This window comes from Pseudomonas fortuita, assembly GCF_026898135.2.
GTDB classification, from domain to species: Bacteria; Pseudomonadota; Gammaproteobacteria; order Pseudomonadales; family Pseudomonadaceae; genus Aquipseudomonas; species Aquipseudomonas fortuita.
The window spans coordinates 5,348,693-5,368,649 of the sequence record NZ_CP114035.2 but is presented as its reverse complement, the minus strand read 5'-3'; the positions used below and the strand labels follow the sequence as shown (position 1 = coordinate 5,368,649).

At 60.4% G+C, this 19,957-nt stretch carries 8 protein-coding genes, 2 tRNA genes and 3 rRNA genes; all 13 read left to right on the top strand.

The window, feature by feature from the left end; all coding sequences use genetic code 11:
* Positions 1 to 77: 77 nt before the first annotated feature.
* Positions 78 to 1,091 (top strand): protein-methionine-sulfoxide reductase catalytic subunit MsrP, encoded by a 1,014-nt coding sequence (msrP, locus tag OZ911_RS24595; protein ID WP_070086836.1) that lies wholly within the window; start codon positions 78 to 80, stop codon positions 1,089 to 1,091.
* Positions 1,091 to 1,702: a protein-methionine-sulfoxide reductase heme-binding subunit MsrQ gene (msrQ, locus tag OZ911_RS24590; protein ID WP_023046899.1), complete on the top strand. Its 612-nt coding sequence runs from the start codon at positions 1,091 to 1,093 to the stop codon at positions 1,700 to 1,702. Before msrP ends, msrQ begins: the two co-directional genes overlap by 1 nt.
* Before the next feature lie 902 nt (positions 1,703 to 2,604).
* Positions 2,605 to 4,141 (top strand): 16S ribosomal RNA (locus OZ911_RS24585).
* An 87-nt stretch (positions 4,142 to 4,228) separates the two neighbouring features.
* A tRNA-Ile gene (locus OZ911_RS24580) sits at positions 4,229 to 4,305 on the top strand.
* 96 nt (positions 4,306 to 4,401) lie between these two features.
* Positions 4,402 to 4,477 (top strand) — tRNA-Ala (locus OZ911_RS24575).
* Between the two features lie 235 nt (positions 4,478 to 4,712).
* Positions 4,713 to 7,605 (top strand): 23S ribosomal RNA (locus tag OZ911_RS24570).
* A 134-nt stretch (positions 7,606 to 7,739) separates the two neighbouring features.
* A 5S ribosomal RNA gene (gene rrf / locus OZ911_RS24565) occupies positions 7,740 to 7,855 on the top strand.
* The 16S, 23S and 5S rRNA genes sit together here with 2 tRNA genes alongside, the layout of an rRNA operon.
* A gap of 279 nt (positions 7,856 to 8,134) precedes the next feature.
* The gene (gene recC, locus OZ911_RS24560; RefSeq protein WP_102690053.1) at positions 8,135 to 11,617 is read left to right on the top strand and encodes an exodeoxyribonuclease V subunit gamma; all 3,483 of its coding nucleotides are present in this window, start codon (positions 8,135 to 8,137) and stop codon (positions 11,615 to 11,617) included.
* Positions 11,614 to 15,288 carry an exodeoxyribonuclease V subunit beta gene (recB, locus tag OZ911_RS24555; RefSeq protein WP_210668239.1) on the top strand — a complete coding sequence of 1,225 codons (3,675 nt, stop codon included), beginning with the start codon at positions 11,614 to 11,616 and terminating at the stop codon, positions 15,286 to 15,288. The genes recC and recB overlap by 4 nt, the downstream gene beginning before the upstream one ends.
* Complete coding sequence (gene recD, locus OZ911_RS24550; RefSeq protein ID WP_023046900.1) at positions 15,285 to 17,372, top strand: exodeoxyribonuclease V subunit alpha; 2,088 nt, start codon at positions 15,285 to 15,287, stop codon at positions 17,370 to 17,372. The genes recB and recD overlap by 4 nt, the downstream gene beginning before the upstream one ends.
* A gap of 135 nt (positions 17,373 to 17,507) precedes the next feature.
* Entirely contained in the window at positions 17,508 to 18,074 is a 567-nt protein-coding gene (gene yfiR, locus OZ911_RS24545) for a regulatory sequestration protein YfiR (RefSeq protein WP_016489130.1), read from the top strand.
* Positions 18,071 to 19,342: a diguanylate cyclase DgcN/YfiN gene (gene dgcN / locus OZ911_RS24540; RefSeq protein ID WP_023046901.1), complete on the top strand. Its 1,272-nt coding sequence runs from the start codon at positions 18,071 to 18,073 to the stop codon at positions 19,340 to 19,342. Before yfiR ends, dgcN begins: the two co-directional genes overlap by 4 nt.
* 4 nt (positions 19,343 to 19,346) lie before the next feature.
* A complete protein-coding gene (gene yfiB / locus OZ911_RS24535; RefSeq protein WP_016489128.1) occupies positions 19,347 to 19,838 on the top strand; it encodes an outer membrane lipoprotein YfiB in 492 nt (163 codons plus the stop codon).
* The last annotated feature ends 119 nt before the right edge of the window (positions 19,839 to 19,957 follow it).

The window sequence follows — 19,957 nt, the reverse complement described above, 5'->3', positions numbered from 1 at the left end:
ATCGCTTAACGCTGGAATAACCTTCCGGCTCCATAGTCATACTGGTACATCCGTTACCCAGTGCTATGGAGCCGCCCATGCTCATCAAGCTTCCCAGGTCTTCCGAGTGCAAGGCCTCGCAGATCACGCCAGAAGGCATCTACCTTTCCCGTCGCACATTGCTGGGTGGCTCGTTGGCCGGTCTGGCGCTGGGCGCCCTGCCAGGCGGGGCTGGGGCTGCAGAAGTCTCGCGTTATGCCGATGTGCAGGCCGGCACCGCGCCAGCCTGGTTCGCCGACAAGCTCGCTGCCACGCGCTGGCAGGCGATGACGGTGAAGGACGAGGCGATCACGCCGTTCAAGGATGCCACCCATTACAACAATTTTTACGAGTTCGGGCCCGACAAGGGTGACCCGGCAGCCAATGGCGATAGCCTGAAGACCGAGCCGTGGTCGGTTGTGGTGGATGGTGAGGTGGGCAAGCCTGGGCGCTATGCGCTGGAAGACTTCGTCAAGCCTTATCAGCTTGAAGAGCGGATTTATCGGCTGCGTTGCGTAGAGGCTTGGTCGATGGTTATCCCTTGGTTGGGATTCCCTTTGGCGCAGGTGCTCAAGCAGGTGGAGCCCACGTCCAAGGCGCGGTATGTGCGCTTCGAAACATTGAAGGATCCGCAGCACATGCCCGGGCAGCGTTCGGGGTTCGCCCTGATCGACTGGCCTTATAGAGAGGGGCTTCGCCTGGACGAGGCAATGCACCCTTTGGCGATCCTGGCGGTAGGCATGTATGGCCGCGAACTGCCGAACCAGAATGGCGCGCCGTTGCGCCTGGTGGTGCCGTGGAAGTATGGCTTCAAGAGCATCAAGTCGATCGTGCGCATCAGTTTGGTGGCTGAACAGCCCGGCACTACCTGGGAAGGGCTGGCGCCGGATGAGTATGGCTTCTATGCCAATGTGAACCCTGCGGTCGATCACCCGCGCTGGAGCCAGGCACGTGAGCGCCGATTGCCCAGCGGGTTGTTCAGCCCCAATGTGCGAGAGACTCAGATGTTTAATGGCTACGCCGATGAAGTGGCGTCGCTGTATACCGGGCTCGATCTGCGGAAGAACTATTGATGCGTTACCCCTGGTTTCGCCTGGCTATTTTCGTCGTGGGATGTCTGTTCCCGGCGTGGTGGTTATATGAGGCAGCGATGAACCTGCTGGGGCCTGACCCCGGGAAGATCATGATGGATCGCCTTGGGCTTGGGGCACTCACCTTCCTGTTGGTGACCTTGAGCATGACGCCACTGCAGAAGGTGACGGGCTGGTCGGGGTGGATCGTGGTGCGTCGGCAGCTGGGGTTGTGGGTGTTTGCTTATATAGTGCTGCACATCCTTTGTTACCTGTTCTTTATTCTTGGGCTGGATTGGGGGCAGTTGGCGGTGGAGCTGAGTAAGCGGCCCTACATTATTGTGGGTGCGCTTGGGTTCCTGTGCTTGCTGGCCTTGGCGGCTACCTCGAATCGGTATAGCCAGCGGCGGCTGGGGGCGCGGTGGAAGAAGCTGCACAGGTTGGTGTATCTGGTTCTTGGGCTGGGGTTGCTGCACTTTTTGTGGATTGTGCGTTCGGACCTGCGGGAGTGGGCTGTCTATGCGTTTATTGGTGCTGTGCTGATGGTGCTGCGGATTCCTGCTGTTGGGCGGGGGCTTTCGAGGGTTGGTCGGAAGCAGGGCAGGGCGGTTTGAGAGTGAGGTGGGGCTGCCAAGGGTCGGTCTCGAGATAGTAGTGGCTGTGAAAGGTGCTTGCCTTTGATCTTGTGGCGCCTGTGAGATCGAGCGCCGCCCGCGCGGCGCATCGCGACGCAAGGCCGCTCCCACATTTGTTTCGGGCCAGTCCAGCCTGTGCCATTGGCGCGCGCCCCCTTGTTTGTTCCCTTCAATATTGAAGGTTGCGCCGCCCCTTCACTGCAATCTCCAGCCATACACCCAGGGTGCGAGTGCGGAAGAGGCAGGAGTAACTGGCCCGAAACAAATGTGGGAGCGGCCTTGCGTCGCGATGCGCCGCGCGGGCGGCGCTCGATCTCACAGGCGCTGACTGTGTTGTGGCGGACACCTGGTGGCCTTCATAGGGTCTTTCCCCTCATATTTCGATTTCTTGAAATTAAGGGTTGACGCCCTTCTGAATCCCCTTATAATGCGCCCCACTTCCAGCGACATCGGAACGACAAACTCCTTGAGATTCAATGAGTTAGGTAGTTAAGGTGGCGTTGAAAGGGCTACGATCGAATGATCGCAAGCGGTTGAAATGGTGGTTGACAGCGCTTCTAAACGCTGTATGATTCGCCTCCCGCTACGAGAGATCGCAGCGAGCCAAGTGTTTGAAGCTAAACGAGTTTCTCGCAAAAAACTTCAAAATAAACGCTTGACAGGCTCTGAGGAAAGCGTAGAATGCGCGCCTCGGTTGAGACGAAAAGCTCTTAACCAAACGCTCTTTAACAAATCGAATCAAGCAATTCGTGTGGGTGCTTGTGAGTATGGACTGATAGTCAAAAAGATTATCAGCATCACAAGTGACCATGCGAGAAATCACATAGTCATTTGAGATTGCTGAGCCAAGTTTAGGGTTTCTTAAAAACCCAAGCAGTATTGAACTGAAGAGTTTGATCATGGCTCAGATTGAACGCTGGCGGCAGGCCTAACACATGCAAGTCGAGCGGATGAGAAGAGCTTGCTCTTCGATTCAGCGGCGGACGGGTGAGTAATGCCTAGGAATCTGCCTGGTAGTGGGGGACAACGTTTCGAAAGGAACGCTAATACCGCATACGTCCTACGGGAGAAAGCAGGGGACCTTCGGGCCTTGCGCTATCAGATGAGCCTAGGTCGGATTAGCTAGTTGGTGAGGTAATGGCTCACCAAGGCGACGATCCGTAACTGGTCTGAGAGGATGATCAGTCACACTGGAACTGAGACACGGTCCAGACTCCTACGGGAGGCAGCAGTGGGGAATATTGGACAATGGGCGAAAGCCTGATCCAGCCATGCCGCGTGTGTGAAGAAGGTCTTCGGATTGTAAAGCACTTTAAGTTGGGAGGAAGGGCATTAACCTAATACGTTAGTGTTTTGACGTTACCGACAGAATAAGCACCGGCTAACTCTGTGCCAGCAGCCGCGGTAATACAGAGGGTGCAAGCGTTAATCGGAATTACTGGGCGTAAAGCGCGCGTAGGTGGTTTGTTAAGTTGGATGTGAAAGCCCCGGGCTCAACCTGGGAACTGCATCCAAAACTGGCAAGCTAGAGTACGGTAGAGGGTGGTGGAATTTCCTGTGTAGCGGTGAAATGCGTAGATATAGGAAGGAACACCAGTGGCGAAGGCGACCACCTGGACTGATACTGACACTGAGGTGCGAAAGCGTGGGGAGCAAACAGGATTAGATACCCTGGTAGTCCACGCCGTAAACGATGTCAACTAGCCGTTGGAATCCTTGAGATTTTAGTGGCGCAGCTAACGCATTAAGTTGACCGCCTGGGGAGTACGGCCGCAAGGTTAAAACTCAAATGAATTGACGGGGGCCCGCACAAGCGGTGGAGCATGTGGTTTAATTCGAAGCAACGCGAAGAACCTTACCAGGCCTTGACATGCAGAGAACTTTCCAGAGATGGATTGGTGCCTTCGGGAGCTCTGACACAGGTGCTGCATGGCTGTCGTCAGCTCGTGTCGTGAGATGTTGGGTTAAGTCCCGTAACGAGCGCAACCCTTGTCCTTAGTTACCAGCACATTATGGTGGGCACTCTAAGGAGACTGCCGGTGACAAACCGGAGGAAGGTGGGGATGACGTCAAGTCATCATGGCCCTTACGGCCTGGGCTACACACGTGCTACAATGGTCGGTACAGAGGGTTGCCAAGCCGCGAGGTGGAGCTAATCTCACAAAACCGATCGTAGTCCGGATCGCAGTCTGCAACTCGACTGCGTGAAGTCGGAATCGCTAGTAATCGCGAATCAGAATGTCGCGGTGAATACGTTCCCGGGCCTTGTACACACCGCCCGTCACACCATGGGAGTGGGTTGCACCAGAAGTAGCTAGTCTAACCTTCGGGAGGACGGTTACCACGGTGTGATTCATGACTGGGGTGAAGTCGTAACAAGGTAGCCGTAGGGGAACCTGCGGCTGGATCACCTCCTTAATCGACGACATCAGCCTGCTGATGAGCTCCCACACGAATTGCTTGATTCATTGTATAAAGACGATCAAGACCCAAAGTTTTACCCTTAGGTCTGTAGCTCAGTTGGTTAGAGCGCACCCCTGATAAGGGTGAGGTCGGCAGTTCAAATCTGCCCAGACCTACCAATTTTGGTTGGAATGATGAGCACCCCACGCCTCTTAATAAAGAGTGGTGAGGACGGCTCTTCTGCAGTTCAAATCTGCCCAGACCTACCAATATGCGGGGCCATAGCTCAGCTGGGAGAGCGCCTGCCTTGCACGCAGGAGGTCAGCGGTTCGATCCCGCTTGGCTCCACCACTCGCTTTACTTGATCAGAACTTAGAAATGAACATTCGTAGATGAATGTTGATTTCTGACTTTTGTCAGATCGTTCTTTAAAAATTCGGATATGTGATAGAAATAGACTGAACACCAGTTTCACTGCTGGTGAATCAGGCTAAGGTAAAATTTGTGAGTTCTGCTCGAAAGAGCGACGTGCGAATTTTCGGCGAATGTCGTCTTCACAGTATAACCAGATTGCTTGGGGTTATATGGTCAAGTGAAGAAGCGCATACGGTGGATGCCTTGGCAGTCAGAGGCGATGAAAGACGTGGTAGCCTGCGAAAAGCTTTGGGGAGTCGGCAAACAGACTGTGATCCAGAGATCTCTGAATGGGGGAACCCAGCCAGCACAAGCTGGTTATCTTGTACTGAATACATAGGTGCAAGAGGCAAACCAGGGGAACTGAAACATCTAAGTACCCTGAGGAAAAGAAATCAACCGAGATTCCCTTAGTAGTGGCGAGCGAACGGGGACCAGCCCTTAAGTTGGTTTGAGATTAGTGGAACGCTCTGGAAAGTGCGGCCATAGTGGGTGATAGCCCCGTACACGAAAATCTCTTATCAATGAAATCGAGTAGGACGGAGCACGAGAAACTTTGTCTGAATATGGGGGGACCATCCTCCAAGGCTAAATACTACTGACTGACCGATAGTGAACTAGTACCGTGAGGGAAAGGCGAAAAGAACCCCGGAGAGGGGAGTGAAATAGATCCTGAAACCGTATGCGTACAAGCAGTGGGAGCCTACTTTGTTAGGTGACTGCGTACCTTTTGTATAATGGGTCAGCGACTTATATTCAGTGGCGAGCTTAACCGAATAGGGGAGGCGTAGCGAAAGCGAGTCTTAATAGGGCGTTTAGTCGCTGGGTATAGACCCGAAACCGGGCGATCTATCCATGGGCAGGTTGAAGGTTAGGTAACACTGACTGGAGGACCGAACCGACTACCGTTGAAAAGTTAGCGGATGACCTGTGGATCGGAGTGAAAGGCTAATCAAGCTCGGAGATAGCTGGTTCTCCTCGAAAGCTATTTAGGTAGCGCCTCATGTATCACTGTAGGGGGTAGAGCACTGTTTCGGCTAGGGGGTCATCCCGACTTACCAAACCGATGCAAACTCCGAATACCTACAAGTGCCGAGCATGGGAGACACACGGCGGGTGCTAACGTCCGTCGTGAAAAGGGAAACAACCCAGACCGTCAGCTAAGGTCCCAAAGTCATGGTTAAGTGGGAAACGATGTGGGAAGGCTTAGACAGCTAGGAGGTTGGCTTAGAAGCAGCCACCCTTTAAAGAAAGCGTAATAGCTCACTAGTCGAGTCGGCCTGCGCGGAAGATGTAACGGGGCTCAAACCATGCACCGAAGCTACGGGTATCATCTTATGATGATGCGGTAGAGGAGCGTTCTGTAAGCCTGTGAAGGTGAGTTGAGAAGCTTGCTGGAGGTATCAGAAGTGCGAATGCTGACATGAGTAACGACAATGCGAGTGAAAAACTCGCACGCCGAAAGACCAAGGTTTCCTGCGCAACGTTAATCGACGCAGGGTTAGTCGGTCCCTAAGGCGAGGCTGAAAAGCGTAGTCGATGGAAAACAGGTTAATATTCCTGTACTTCCAGTTATTGCGATGGAGGGACGGAGAAGGTTAGGCCAGCCTGGCGTTGGTTGTCCAGGTTTAAGGTGGTAGGCTGAAATCTTAGGCAAATCCGGGATTTTAAGGCCGAGAGCTGATGACGAGTTGCCATTAGGCGACGAAGTGGTTGATACCATGCTTCCAAGAAAAGCTCCTAAGCTTCAGATAACTGGGAACCGTACCCCAAACCGACACAGGTGGTTAGGTAGAGAATACCAAGGCGCTTGAGAGAACTCGGGTGAAGGAACTAGGCAAAATGGCACCGTAACTTCGGGAGAAGGTGCGCCGGCGAGGGTCAAGGACTTGCTCCGTAAGCCCATGCCGGTCGAAGATACCAGGCCGCTGCGACTGTTTATTAAAAACACAGCACTCTGCAAACACGAAAGTGGACGTATAGGGTGTGACGCCTGCCCGGTGCCGGAAGGTTAATTGATGGGGTTAGCGCAAGCGAAGCTCTTGATCGAAGCCCCGGTAAACGGCGGCCGTAACTATAACGGTCCTAAGGTAGCGAAATTCCTTGTCGGGTAAGTTCCGACCTGCACGAATGGCGTAACGATGGCGGCGCTGTCTCCACCCGAGACTCAGTGAAATTGAAATCGCTGTGAAGATGCAGTGTATCCGCGGCTAGACGGAAAGACCCCGTGAACCTTTACTATAGCTTTGCACTGGACTTTGAATTTGCTTGTGTAGGATAGGTGGGAGGCTTTGAAGTGGGGACGCCAGTTCTCATGGAGCCATCCTTGAAATACCACCCTGGCAACTTTGAGGTTCTAACTCAGGTCCGTTATCCGGATCGAGGACAGTGTATGGTGGGTAGTTTGACTGGGGCGGTCTCCTCCCAAAGAGTAACGGAGGAGTACGAAGGTGCGCTCAGACCGGTCGGAAATCGGTCGTAGAGTATAAAGGCAAAAGCGCGCTTGACTGCGAGACAAACACGTCGAGCAGGTACGAAAGTAGGTCTTAGTGATCCGGTGGTTCTGTATGGAAGGGCCATCGCTCAACGGATAAAAGGTACTCCGGGGATAACAGGCTGATACCGCCCAAGAGTTCATATCGACGGCGGTGTTTGGCACCTCGATGTCGGCTCATCACATCCTGGGGCTGAAGCCGGTCCCAAGGGTATGGCTGTTCGCCATTTAAAGTGGTACGCGAGCTGGGTTTAGAACGTCGTGAGACAGTTCGGTCCCTATCTGCCGTGGACGTTTGAGATTTGAGAGGGGCTGCTCCTAGTACGAGAGGACCGGAGTGGACGAACCTCTGGTGTTCCGGTTGTCACGCCAGTGGCATTGCCGGGTAGCTATGTTCGGAAGAGATAACCGCTGAAAGCATCTAAGCGGGAAACTTGCCTCAAGATGAGATCTCACTGGGATCTTGAATCCCCTAAAGGGCCGTCGAAGACTACGACGTTGATAGGTTGGGTGTGTAAGCGCTGTGAGGCGTTGAGCTAACCAATACTAATTGCCCGTGAGGCTTGACCATATAACACCCAAGCAATTTGCTGACGCAGATTGCGGTGGTGAAGATGATACGAACCGAAAGTTCGCAACGAACCACAAATATCACATATCCGGATTCGCTGGGCTGTCCATCTGGACATTCTGGCTACAGAATTTCTTGACGACCATAGAGCATTGGAACCACCTGATCCCATCCCGAACTCAGCAGTGAAACGATGCATCGCCGATGGTAGTGTGGGGTTTCCCCATGTGAGAGTAGGTCATCGTCAAGATTCATTTCGCAAAACCCCTATCTGCGCATGCAGGTAGGGGTTTTGTCTTTGTGGGCAAAAAAATTCTGCGCAGCTCGAATCCCTGTGGGAGCGGGCTTGTCCCGCGAACACGGGCGAAGCCCGTGCCATCCACCTCGCAGCCTGTTTCGCGGGCACGCCCGCTCCTACAGTGAAAGGGGCAACGCCAGCCAAGGGGGCTCAAAATGATGGCATTCGGCCCTTTCATGTTCGCGTGATATCGTTCCCCCTCAGCCACCAGCGCCTGCCAGAGATCCGCCGATGCCCAACATCACCCACCTCCACCCCGGCTTCATGATCGTCCACGGCAACCGCCTCGACGACCTGCGCAGCCTGGTGGTGAGCTGGATGCGTCGCTACCCCTTGGCGCCGCTGGAAAACGAAATTGCCCTGGTGCAAAGCAATGGCATCGCCCAATGGCTCAAACTCGCGCTGGCTGAAGACCCGCAGGCAGATGACCTGGGCGGCTGCGGCATCGCCGCCGCAATCGATGTGCAACTGCCCGGCAGCTTCATGTGGCAGTTGTACCGAAGCGTGCTGGGCCGTGACGAAATTCCCGAGGTTTCCCTGCTCGACAAGGCCCCGCTGACCTGGCGACTGATGCGCCTGCTGCCGGCCCTGATCGAGCGCCCGCATTTCGAGCCGCTGCGGCGCTTCCTCACCGACGACAGTGACCTACGCAAGCGTTACCAGCTCGCCGAGCGCCTGGCTGACCTGTTCGACCAGTACCAGGTCTACCGTGCCGATTGGCTCAAGGACTGGGCTGCGGGCGAGCACATCCTCAACACCGCCCGCGGCGAGCGCAAAGCGCTGCCCCCGGGCAACCGCTGGCAAGCCGAACTGTGGCGTGCGCTGCTGGAGGATGTTGGCCAAGAGGGGATGGCACAGAGCCGCGCCGGCGTGCATCAACGCTTCGTCGAGCGTATCAACAGCTTGCAGCAGGCACCCGCAGGGCTCCCGCCGCGGGTGATCGTGTTCGGTATCTCTTCGCTGCCTGCCCAGGCCCTGGAGGCATTGGCGGGCCTGGCGCGTTTCAGCCAGGTGCTGCTGTGCGTGCACAACCCCTGCCGCCACCACTGGGCCGATATCGTTGCCGACAAGGATCTGCTGCGCCATCAGTACAAGCGCCAGCAGCGCAAGCAGGGCATGCCCCTGCAACTGGACGACCAGTCGCTGCATCAACATGCCCACCCGTTGCTGGCAGCCTGGGGCAAACAAGGTCGCGACTATATCAACCTGCTCGACAGCTATGACGACCCTGGCAGCTACCAAGGTGTGTTCAGCGATGGCCGCATCGACCTTTTCAGTGACGGTTCGCCCACAACCCTGCTTAACCAACTGCAGGACGACATTCTTGAACTGCGCCCGCTCGCCGAAACCCGCGAGCTGTGGCCGCCAGTCGACACGGCGAAGGACCGCTCTGTTCGATTCCACATTGCCCACAGCCCGCAACGTGAAGTGGAGATCCTGCACGACCAACTGCTGGCCCGCTTCAGCGCCGACCCGACGTTGCGCCCGCGTGACGTGATCGTCATGCTGCCGGCTGTCGACACCTATGCGCCTCATATCCGCGCAGTGTTCGGCCAGTTGCACCGCAATGATCCACGCTACATTCCATTCACCCTCACTGACCAGGGCCAGCGCGGTCGCGAGCCTTTGCTGATCGCCCTCGAACACCTGCTCAAGTTGCCAGACAGCCGCTTTGCGGTCAGCGAAGTACTTGACCTGCTGGACGTCCCGGCAGTCCGCGCCCGCTTCGGTATCCGCGAAAACGAATTGCCCACGCTGCACCGCTGGATCGAGGGCGCAGGTATCCGTTGGGGCATCAACGCCGAGCAGCGGGCCAGCCTGGGCTTGCCCGCCGGGCTTGAACAGAACAGCTGGCGCTTCGGCCTGCGGCGCATGCTGCTGGGCTATGCCGTGGGGGTGGGCGAAGCCTGTGACGGCATCGAACCCTATGATGAAATCGGTGGCCTGGACGCGGCACTGATCGGCCCGCTGGTCGCACTGCTTGATGCGCTCGAAGTGGCCTGCCAGGCCTTGTCCGAGCCTGCGACCGTCAGCGAGTGGGGCGAGCGCCTGCATGCTTTGCTGCAGGTGTTTTTCCTCGCTGAGGGCGAGCGTGACGAGCTCCTGCTGATGCAGCTGCAGGAGCTGCGCGATGGCTGGCTTGAGGTGTGCGAGGCCGTCGGCCTGCAAGACCCGTTGCCGCTCACCGTAGTGCGTGAAGCCTGGCTGTCGGGCCTCGACCAGGGCAAGCTGTCGCAACGCTTCCTCGCCGGCTCGGTGAACTTCTGCACCCTCATGCCTATGCGCGCCATCCCGTTCCGGGTGGTCTGCCTGCTGGGCATGAACGATGGTGATTACCCGCGCGCCCAGCAACCACTGGACTTCGACCTGATGGCCAGCGACTACCGCCCCGGTGACCGCTCACGGCGCGAAGACGATCGTTACCTGTTGCTGGAAGCGCTGCTGTCGGCGCGTGACCAGCTGTACGTCAGCTGGGTCGGGCGCAGTATCCGCGACAACAGCGAGCGACCTGCCTCGGTCCTGGTAGGCCAGTTGCGTGATCACATCGCTGCAGGCTGGCATCTGGTCGGGGCGCAGGAGGGGTCGCCAGCGCAACCGGGCGAGCAACTGCTGCACGCACTGACCCAGGAGCATCCCCTGCAGCCTTTCAGCTCACGCTACTTCCAGAAGGGCAGCCCGTTGTTCAGCTTCGCCCACGAATGGCAGCTGCTGCACCAGCAGGGCGAGGAGGATGAGCAGATTGATACCGGCCTGCCGCCTTACCTTGACGATGAAGCCCTGAGCCTGACCCAGCTCAATGACTTTTTGCGCCACCCGGTGCGGCATTTCTTCAGCCAGCGCTTGAAGGTGTACTTCGAGGCGCTGGAAGCGCCCACTCCGGACGAAGAACCTTTTGTCCTTGATACCCTGCAGCGCTATGGCGCCAGTGAAAGCCTGCTTGGCGCCGCGCTGGCCGAACCGGATAACGCCGAACAGGCCTTGCGGGCCCAGGCCAGGCGCCTTCAGGCCTGTGGTTTGCTGCCGCTGGCCGGTTTCGGCGAGCTGCTGCAAAGCGAGTTGATCGAACCGCTCCCCGACCTGCTGCAACGTCACCAGCAGTTGCTGCAACGCTGGCCGCAGCCGGTCGAGGGCGCCTTGCCGGTGCATTTCAAGCACGGCCAGCACCGCCTCGAAGGCTGGCTGGGGCGGGTCTTCCAGGCGGATGACCAGAGCCTGCTCAGTATCACCACCGTACCCAATACGATCAGCGCAGGGCGCAACAACCTTAAGTGGCACCGCCTGATCGCCCCTTGGGTTACGCACCTGGCGGCCTGTGCGGCGGGCTATTCCTATTACAGTGCCTTGGTAGCCAGCGACCTGACCCTGTTGCTCGCACCGCTGGCGCAACAGCAGGCTGCGCAGCTGTTGGGCGACCTGCTGGTGGCCCGTCAGGCGGCGATGAATGCGCCGTTGCCCGTCGCGGCCAAGACCGCGTTCGCCTGGCTGGCCGAGGACGATGCGGATAAAGCCCTGGCTGCAGCTGCGCGCGCCTACGAAGGCGATGAACGCACCCGTTTCGGCGAGCGAAGTGAGAGCATTGCCTTGGCCCGCCAGTTCCGCGACTTTGCCGCACTCACCGCTGACGAAACCTTTGAAGGCTGGTGCGAAACCTTGTACCGCCCATTGTTCACCGCCCCTTGGCAGACCCTGGGCAACTCGGAGAAAGGCGCATGACCCAGGACCGTCCCCTGGCACTGAGTTTCCCCCTGCACGGCAGCCAGCTGATCGAGGCCAGCGCTGGCACGGGCAAGACCTTCACCATCTCGGCGCTGTACTTGCGCCTGATCCTCGGTCATGGGGGCGAGCAGGGCTTCGCACGCGAGCTGCTGCCACCGCAAATCCTCGTGGTCACCTTCACTGATGCAGCCACCAAAGAGCTGCGCGAACGCATCCGCGCGCGCCTGGCGGAGGCTGCACGGTTCTTCCGTGGCGAACTGGAAGGCGCCGATCCGCTGTTGCACCAACTGCGTGACGATTACCCGCAAGAGGCTTGGCCACGTTGTGCCGGCCGCCTGGAAATCGCCGTGCAGTGGATGGACGAGGCGGCGGTATCGACCATCCACGGCTGGTGCCAGCGCATGCTGCGTGAGCATGCCTTCGACAGCGGCAGCCTGTTCACCCAGACCCTGGAAACCGACCACAGCGAGTTGCTGGGCCAGGTGATGCGCGATTACTGGCGGCGCTTCTGCTATGGCATGCAAGGTGACGCACTGGCCTGGGTGCGTGACAACTGGGGTAGCCCCGATGCTTTGCTGCCGCGCATTCGCCCACTGTTCGGCCGCGTGCGTGCCCAGCAGGATGGGCCAGAGCCAGCCGCATTGATCCAGGCCTCGCTGCAGCAACGTGGCGAACAGTTGGCCAGGCTGAAAGCACCGTGGGCGCAGTGGGCCGAAGAACTGCGGCAGATCTGCCGCGATGCGCTGGCCGCCAAGCAGGTCGATGGCCGCAAGATGCAAGCCCGTTACTTCGAGCCTTGGTTCGACAAGCTCTGCGCCTGGGCCGGGGATGAGCAACGGGTAGAGCTCGACTTGGGCACGGGCTTCACCCGCCTGACCCCGGCGGGCATGGCCGAGGCCTGGAAGGGGGAACCGCCCGAGCACCCGGGCCTGAACGCCATGCAGAGCTTGCAGCAGCAATTGCAGGCCCTGGACAGTCCGGATGCCGCCCTGCTCGAGCACGCGGCCAATTGGGTATCGGCGCGTTTCGAAGTGGAGAAGCGCCGGCGTGCAGAAATGGGCTTCGACGACATGCTCGTGCGCTTGCAGCACGCCCTCGCCAGCGAGGCCGGCGAGCGCCTGGCCAGCCTGATCCGCGAACAGTTCCCGGTAGCCCTGATCGACGAGTTTCAGGATACCGACCCGGTGCAGTACGGCATTTTCGAGCGCATCTACCCTGTCAGCGAAAACCGCGCAGAAACCGGCCTGTTCATGATCGGCGACCCCAAGCAGGCGATCTACGCCTTTCGAGGGGCCGACATCTACACCTACCTTGCTGCCCGGCGCGCCACCAGCGGCCGCCTGCACAGCCTGGACACCAACTACCGGTCCAGCAAGGCCATGGTCGCGGCGGTCAACCAGGTGTTCCTGCAGGCCGAGGCGCGTGAGGCGGGGCGGGGGGCGTTCCTGTTCCGCGAGGCCGATGACAACCCGTTGCCGTTCGTCGAGGTCCGCGCCAAGGGCCGTGGCGAACAGCTGCTGATTGACGGGGTTGCCAGTGCAGCCCTGCACTGCTGGCAGCTGCAAAGCGAAGAACCAGTCTCCAGCAGTGTCTACCGCCAGCAGCTGGCAGCCAGTTGCGCCAGCCATATCGTCGCCTTGCTCAATGGCGGTCAGCAGGGCACGGCGGGCTTCCAGAATGCCGAGGGCGAATTGCGCCCGTGCCTGCCCTCCGACATTGCCATCCTGGTGCGTGACGGGCATGAAGCGCAGATGGTGCGCGCCGAATTGGCCGCACGCGATGTGCGCAGTGTGTACCTGTCAGACAAAGACTCGGTATTCACGGCTCAGGAGGCCCACGATGTGCTGGCCTGGCTCAAGGCCTGCGCCGAGCCAGACTCGGAGCGCCTGCTCAAGGCGGCCCTGGCCAGCCTCACCTTGGGCTTGTCGCTGGTAGCGCTGGACCGCTTGAACCAGGACGAACGGGTCTGGGAAGGCTGGGTCATGCGTTTTCGCCATTATCGCGATACCTGGCAACGCCAAGGCGTGTTGCCCATGCTGCGGCACCTGCTGCATGACTTCGAGCTGCCGCGCACGCTGGTCCGCCGCAGTGATGGCGAGCGTGTCCTGACCAACCTGCTGCACCTGGCCGAGCTGTTGCAGCAGGCGGCGGGTGAGCTGGACGGCGAACAGGCGCTGATCCGCCACCTCGCCGATCATCTGGCCAGTTCCGGGCAGGCCGGTGAAGAGCAGATCCTGCGCCTGGAAAGCGACGAGCAGCTGGTCAAGGTGGTGACCATCCACAAGTCCAAGGGCCTGGAGTATCCCTTGGTCTACCTGCCGTTCATCTGCACCAGCAAGCCGGTGGATGGCAGCCGCCTGCCACTGGCCTGGCATGACAGCGAAGGTAACGCCCACCTCACCCTCACCCCGGACCCGCTACAGATCGAGCGCGCCGATGACGAGCGCCTGGCCGAAGACCTGCGTCTGCTCTACGTAGCCCTGACCCGTGCCCAGCATGCTTGCTGGCTAGGTGTTGCCGACCTCAAGCGCGGTAACCAGAAGACTTCGCAGCTGCACCGCTCGGCTTTTGGCTACCTGCTGGGTGGCGGCCTTGCCCTGGCGGGCTCGGAGCAGCTTGCAGGCTGGTTGCAAGCGTTGGCGTCAACATGCCCGTACATCACCTGCTCGGGCCTGCCGCAGGCTGATGACCGGGTGTATCGCATGCCGCACGCCGAATGTGAGCGTGTGCCCGCACGCAAACCGCGCCGCGCGGCAGCCGAGCATTGGTGGATCGCCTCGTATAGCGCCCTGCGCATCGGCGATCAGACGCTTGTTGCCGACAGCTCGCAGGCACAGCAGTTGCTGGATGACGAAGTGGTCGATGCCCAGATACTGCGAGAGGTACCGGCCGACAGTGGCGATATCCACCGCTTTCCGCGAGGCCCGAACCCTGGCACTTTCCTGCATGGCTTGCTGGAATGGGCCGGCCGGGAGGGCTTCAGCCAGGTCAGCGAAAACCCTCAGCAGATCGAGCGTACCGTGGGCCAGCGCTGTAATCGCCGTGACTGGGCGGGCTGGATTCCCACCCTCAGCCACTGGATGCAACGCCTGCTGGGCGAGACGCTGCCATTGCCGGGCTGTGAAAAGGGCGTGACGCTCGGGCAGTTGCGTCATTACCAGATCGAAATGGAGTTCTGGTTCGCCAGCCACCGGGTTGACACCGAACAACTCGACCGCTTGGTGGCGCGCCACACCCACCCCGGCCTGGCGCGCCCGGCGGCGCAGCCGACCGTGCTCAACGGCATGTTCAAAGGTTTCATCGACCTGGCGTTCGAGCTGGACGGGCGTTACTACGTGACTGACTACAAGTCCAACTGGCTGGGCCCGGATATCCAGGCCTACGACGCCATGGCCATGGAAAAGGCCATTCTCGAGCACCGCTACGACCTGCAGTACGTCTTGTACCTGCTGGCCCTGCACCGCCAGTTGCGCGCTCGCTTGCCGGACTACGATTACGACCGCCATGTTGGCGGTGCATTGTTCATCTTCCTGCGGGGCGCCAGCAGCAGTGGCCACGGTGTGTATCACACCAAGCCACCGCGCGAGCTGATTGAACGCCTTGATGCGCTGTTCCGTGGCGAGCACCCGCCGGCACAGCAAGACCTGTTTGCCGGAGCCGTGATATGAGCCGCGCCAAGAGCCGAAACCTGGTCGACCTGTTGCCCACCCCGTTGCACGCCGAACACCTGCTGGCGCTGGCGCCACAGCATGACAGCGGTGACCTGCTGCAACTGCTCGACCGCTGGGTAGAGCGGGGCTGGCTGCGTGCCCTGGACCGCGCGTTCGTCTCGTTCCTCGAAGAGCGCGCCCCCGGTAGCGACCCCTTGCTATTGCTGGCGGCGGCGCTGGCCAGCCACCAACTGGGCCACGGGCATGTCTGCCTGGACCTGCAACAAACCCTGGCCGAGCCCGATTTTGCATTGTCACTGCCGCCGGAAGGCGACGCCTTGACAGGCCCCTTGCTGCTGCCCTCGCAGTTGCTGGCCAACCTCGATTTGAAGGACTGGCGCCAACGCATCGCCGCCAGCGCGCTGGTGGCTGCCGGCGATACCCCGGGGCAGCAGGCGCGGCCACTGGTGCTCAGCGGTGAGCGCCTGTACCTGCGCCGCTACTGGCGCTACGAGCGGCGCATCGACCAGATCCTGCGCCAGCGCCTGACCCAGGCCGAGGCGCCGCTGGCCGATCTGTCAGGTCGCCTGTCGCAACTGTTCGAAGGGGGAGCGCCAGCTGGCCAGGTGGACTGGCAGAAGCTTGCCTGTGCGCTGGCAACCCGTGCCGGTTTCAGCATCATCACCGGTGGCCCCGGCACAGGCAAAACCACTACCGTGGTGCGCCTGCTGGCCTTGCTGCAGGGGCCGGCAGTGGAGCAGGGCAGGCCGCTGCGCATCCGCTTGGCCGCGCCGACCGGCAAGGCTGCTGCGCGCCTGACGGAGTCGATTGGCCAGCAAGTCGAGCGCTTGCAGGTCAGCGCCGAAGTACGTGATCAGATCCCCACTGAAGTCAGCACTGTGCACCGTCTGCTCGGCAGCCGCCCCGGCTCGCGGCACTTTCGCCACCATGCAGGCAACCCGTTGCCGCTGGACGTGCTGGTGGTCGATGAAGCGTCGATGATCGACCTGGAAATGATGGCTAACCTGCTCTACGCCCTGCCACCCCGCGCGCGCCTGGTGCTGCTGGGCGACAAGGACCAGCTGGCTTCGGTCGAGGCCGGTGCGGTGCTGGGCGACCTGTGCCGGGATGCCGAGGGGGGCCACTATTCGTCGGCGACCTCTGCGTGGCTGGAACAGATCAGCGGTGAGTCGCTGGCCGCCAGCGGCCTGAAGGCCGGTGATGAGCAGCGCAACCCGCTGGCCCAGCAATTGGTGATGCTGCGCTTCTCACGGCGCTTCGGGGAAGGCAGCGGTATTGGTCAACTGGCGCGGCTGGTCAACTGCCAGGACTCCCATGCGGCGCGCAACCTGCTGGCCACGCCGCCGGCCGATGTGCACAGCCTTGCCCTCAAGCACGAGCAGGACCGGGCTTTCGACCGCCTGCTACTCGACGGCCTGAACCGCGGTGCCGAAGGCCCGCAAGGCTATCGCAGCTACCTGCGCACACTTGGCCGCTACCGGCCTGCACTCGAAACTGCATTTGACGACCCCGCGTGGGAGCAATGGGCGGGCAAGGTGCTGCACAGCTTCGAGGACTTCCAGTTGCTGTGCGCGGTGCGTCGTGGCGCCTGGGGTGTCGAAGGCCTCAACGAACGGGTGGCGCGGGTGCTGCACGCTGCCGGGCTGATCGATAGCCAGCAGCCCTGGTACGAAGGCCGTCCGGTGCTGGTGACCCGCAACGACTACGGGCTGGGGCTGATGAACGGCGACATCGGTATTGCCCTGCGCCTGCCGGACGAGCGTGGTGAGCCGCTGCTGCGGGTGGCCTTCCCGCGTAACGACGGCAGTGGTGGTGTGCGTTTCGTGCTGCCGAGCCGGCTCAATGAAGTGGAAACGGTATTCGCCATGACCGTGCACAAGTCCCAGGGCTCGGAGTTCAGCCACACCGCCCTGGTGCTGCCGGATGCGCTCAACCCGGTGCTGACCAAGGAACTGGTGTACACCGGCATCACCCGGGCCAAGCACTGCTTCAGCCTGGTCGAGCCACGCCAGGGCATTTTCGAAGAAGCGGTGGCGCGCAAGGTGCGGCGTATTTCCGGGTTGATGCTCGAACAGGTGTAAGACCGCGAGGCCCTAGCGCTGGCTTGCCGGCGAAAGGGCCATCAATCCCGATACATGAGGGGCTCCTTCCTACAACGATGCGGCCATGTGCTATCGTTGCGCCGATAGCGGTAAGGACTTTAAGAGATTTCCCACATGAACGTGGCCGCAAGGCGAGTGACAAGCTGTGCGCTTTCGCTACTGCTGGCCGGCCTGTTCTATTGCGCAGACCCTGCCCGGGCAGACCCCGGCACAACCGCCGCCCAGGCGCAGCAACGTGCAAAGGCCGTCACCCAGGTGGTCCTGGGCATCTTCAGTTACGCCCGCTGGCCCGTCGAACCCTCACCCTTGCGTTTGTGCCTGGTCGGCCCGACCGAGTACGCCGATGACCTGATCAAAGGCCATGTTCAGGAGTCCGGGCGCCCGCTGCAGGTGCGGCGCCTGCTGGCAGAAGACACCCAGGTCGCTCAGGCCTGCGATGCCATCTACATCGGCAAACTCGACCAAGGCCAGCGCGACCGGCTGTTCGAGCGCGTCAGCGGCCACCCGGTACTGAGCATCAGCGAAGCGAACGACCCGTGCACGGTTGGTAGCCTGTTCTGCCTGCGGGTCAGCGATCAGCAGGTGGCCTTTGACGTCAACCTCGACTCGGTGGCGCGTTCCGGCGTACGCATCCACCCCAGTGTGCTGCAATTGTCGCGGCGCCGGGCGGTGCAGCCATGAAGCCGACCCGCAAGCATGGCGTGCGCCCAACCCTGCGTTCGGTGCTTGGGCGTGGCCACCTCAGCGTTGCCTTGCTCGCCGTGGGCCTGGCCGGTATTTCACTTACCCTGCTGGGCGTGCTGGCCTTGCGTGTCTATGCCAATCACAACCTGCACCTGATCGCCCGTTCGATCAGCTACACCGTGGAAGCGGCGGTGGTATTCGATGACAGTGCCGCAGCCAATGAATCGCTGGTGCTGATCGCCAGCAAAGAGGAGGTGGCCGAGGCCAAGGTCTTCAACGACGAAGGCGAGCTGCTGGCGCACTGGCAACGGGGCGATACGGGCATGCTCGCCAAGCTTGAAGTGCAGGTTGCCACCGCCTTGCTGGATGAACCGATCAACCTGCCGATCCTGCACCAGCAGCAGCAGGTCGGGCACATCGAACTGGTTGGCCAGGGCCGTAGCCTGTTGCTGTTCCTGCTGAGTGGCTTGGCCGGCATCCTGTTCTGCACAATACTCAGTGCCTTGGCTGCGCAATACCTGTCTCGGCGCCTGCTCAGCGATATCGTCCGCCCGCTGCGTGGCTTGGCCAGCGTCGCCCACGCCGCCCGCCGCGAGCGCAGTTTTGACCGGCGCGTGCCGGAAGCGGGGATTGCAGAACTCAACGAACTGGGCAACGACTTCAATGCCTTGCTCGACGAACTCGAGGTATGGCACAGCCACCTGCAGAACGAAAACCAGACCCTGGCGCACCAGGCCAGTCACGACAGCCTGACCGGCCTGCCCAACCGCGCCTTCTTCGAGGGGCGGCTGAGCCGTAGCGTGCGTAACGCGGCGCGGCAGCAGGAACACCTGGCGCTGCTGTTCCTCGACAGCGACCACTTCAAGCAGATCAACGACACGCTCGGCCATGCCGTGGGCGACGAAGTGCTGATCAGCGTGGCCGACCGCGTGCGGGCCCAGCTGCGCGAACACGACCTGGTGGCACGCTTGGGCGGTGATGAGTTCGCGGTGCTGCTGACGCCTTTGCAGTCGCGCGAGGACGCCGAGCACATTGCCGAAAAGATCATTGCCAGCATGCAGCTGCCCGTGCAGTTGGACAGTGGCCGCAGTATCGCCACCTCACTGAGTGTCGGTATTGCCTATTACCCGGATGACGGCGCTGACCCCGCCAGTCTTCTCAATGCCGCCGATGCGGCGATGTACCAGGCCAAGCGCAAGCGCCGTGGCCATTGGCAAGTGGCGCAGACGGAACGGTCCGCCAGTGAAATCAAGAACAGGAGTTGAACACGTGATACACGCTTTACGCTTTTCCCTTTGGACCTTGTTACTCGCCGTGCTGGCGCTGACCGGTTGCCAGAGCGCACCCCCCAAGGGCCTTACCCCAGAACAGATTGCCGTACTCAAGCGCGAAGGGTTTACCCCGACCGATGAAGGCTGGGCTTACGACTTGTCTGGCAAGGTGCTGTTCGGCAGCGATCTGGACGGCCTCAACGGCCAGAGCCAGGCGATTGTCGAACGCATTGGCAAGGCGTTGCTTGGCGTTGGCATCCAGGGCGTACGGGTGGATGGCCATGCCGATTCGTCGGGCAAAGCGGCGTACAACCAGCAGCTGTCCGAGCGCCGCGCGCAGAGCGTGACCAGGGCGCTGGTCGGGGTTGGCATGCAGGCGCAGAACATCCAGAGCCGCGGCCTGGGCAGCACACAACCGGTGGCGGACAACCGTACCAGTGCGGGGCGCACCGAGAACCGTCGGGTGTCGATCGTGGTGGCGTCCTACTGACCGCTGTCCGCTGAGCTATCACACTTCTCTGTATGAGCAGCCTTGTGCTGCGAAGAGGCCAGACCAGGCACAGCAGCCGTATTGCCATGACTGGCCCCTTCGCAGCACAAGGCTGCTCC

Excerpts from the sequence above, each read along its gene's own strand:
- msrP (WP_070086836.1), top strand. The coding sequence starts at position 78 with ATGCTCATCAAGCTTCCCAGGTCTTCCGAGTGCAAGGCCTCGCAGATC.
- msrQ (WP_023046899.1), top strand. The coding sequence starts at position 1,091 with ATGCGTTACCCCTGGTTTCGCCTGGCTATTTTCGTCGTGGGATGTCTG.
- recC (WP_102690053.1), top strand. The coding sequence starts at position 8,135 with ATGCCCAACATCACCCACCTCCACCCCGGCTTCATGATCGTCCACGGC.
- recB (WP_210668239.1), top strand. The coding sequence starts at position 11,614 with ATGACCCAGGACCGTCCCCTGGCACTGAGTTTCCCCCTGCACGGCAGC.
- recD (WP_023046900.1), top strand. The coding sequence starts at position 15,285 with ATGAGCCGCGCCAAGAGCCGAAACCTGGTCGACCTGTTGCCCACCCCG.
- yfiR (WP_016489130.1), top strand. The coding sequence starts at position 17,508 with ATGAACGTGGCCGCAAGGCGAGTGACAAGCTGTGCGCTTTCGCTACTG.
- dgcN (WP_023046901.1), top strand. The coding sequence starts at position 18,071 with ATGAAGCCGACCCGCAAGCATGGCGTGCGCCCAACCCTGCGTTCGGTG.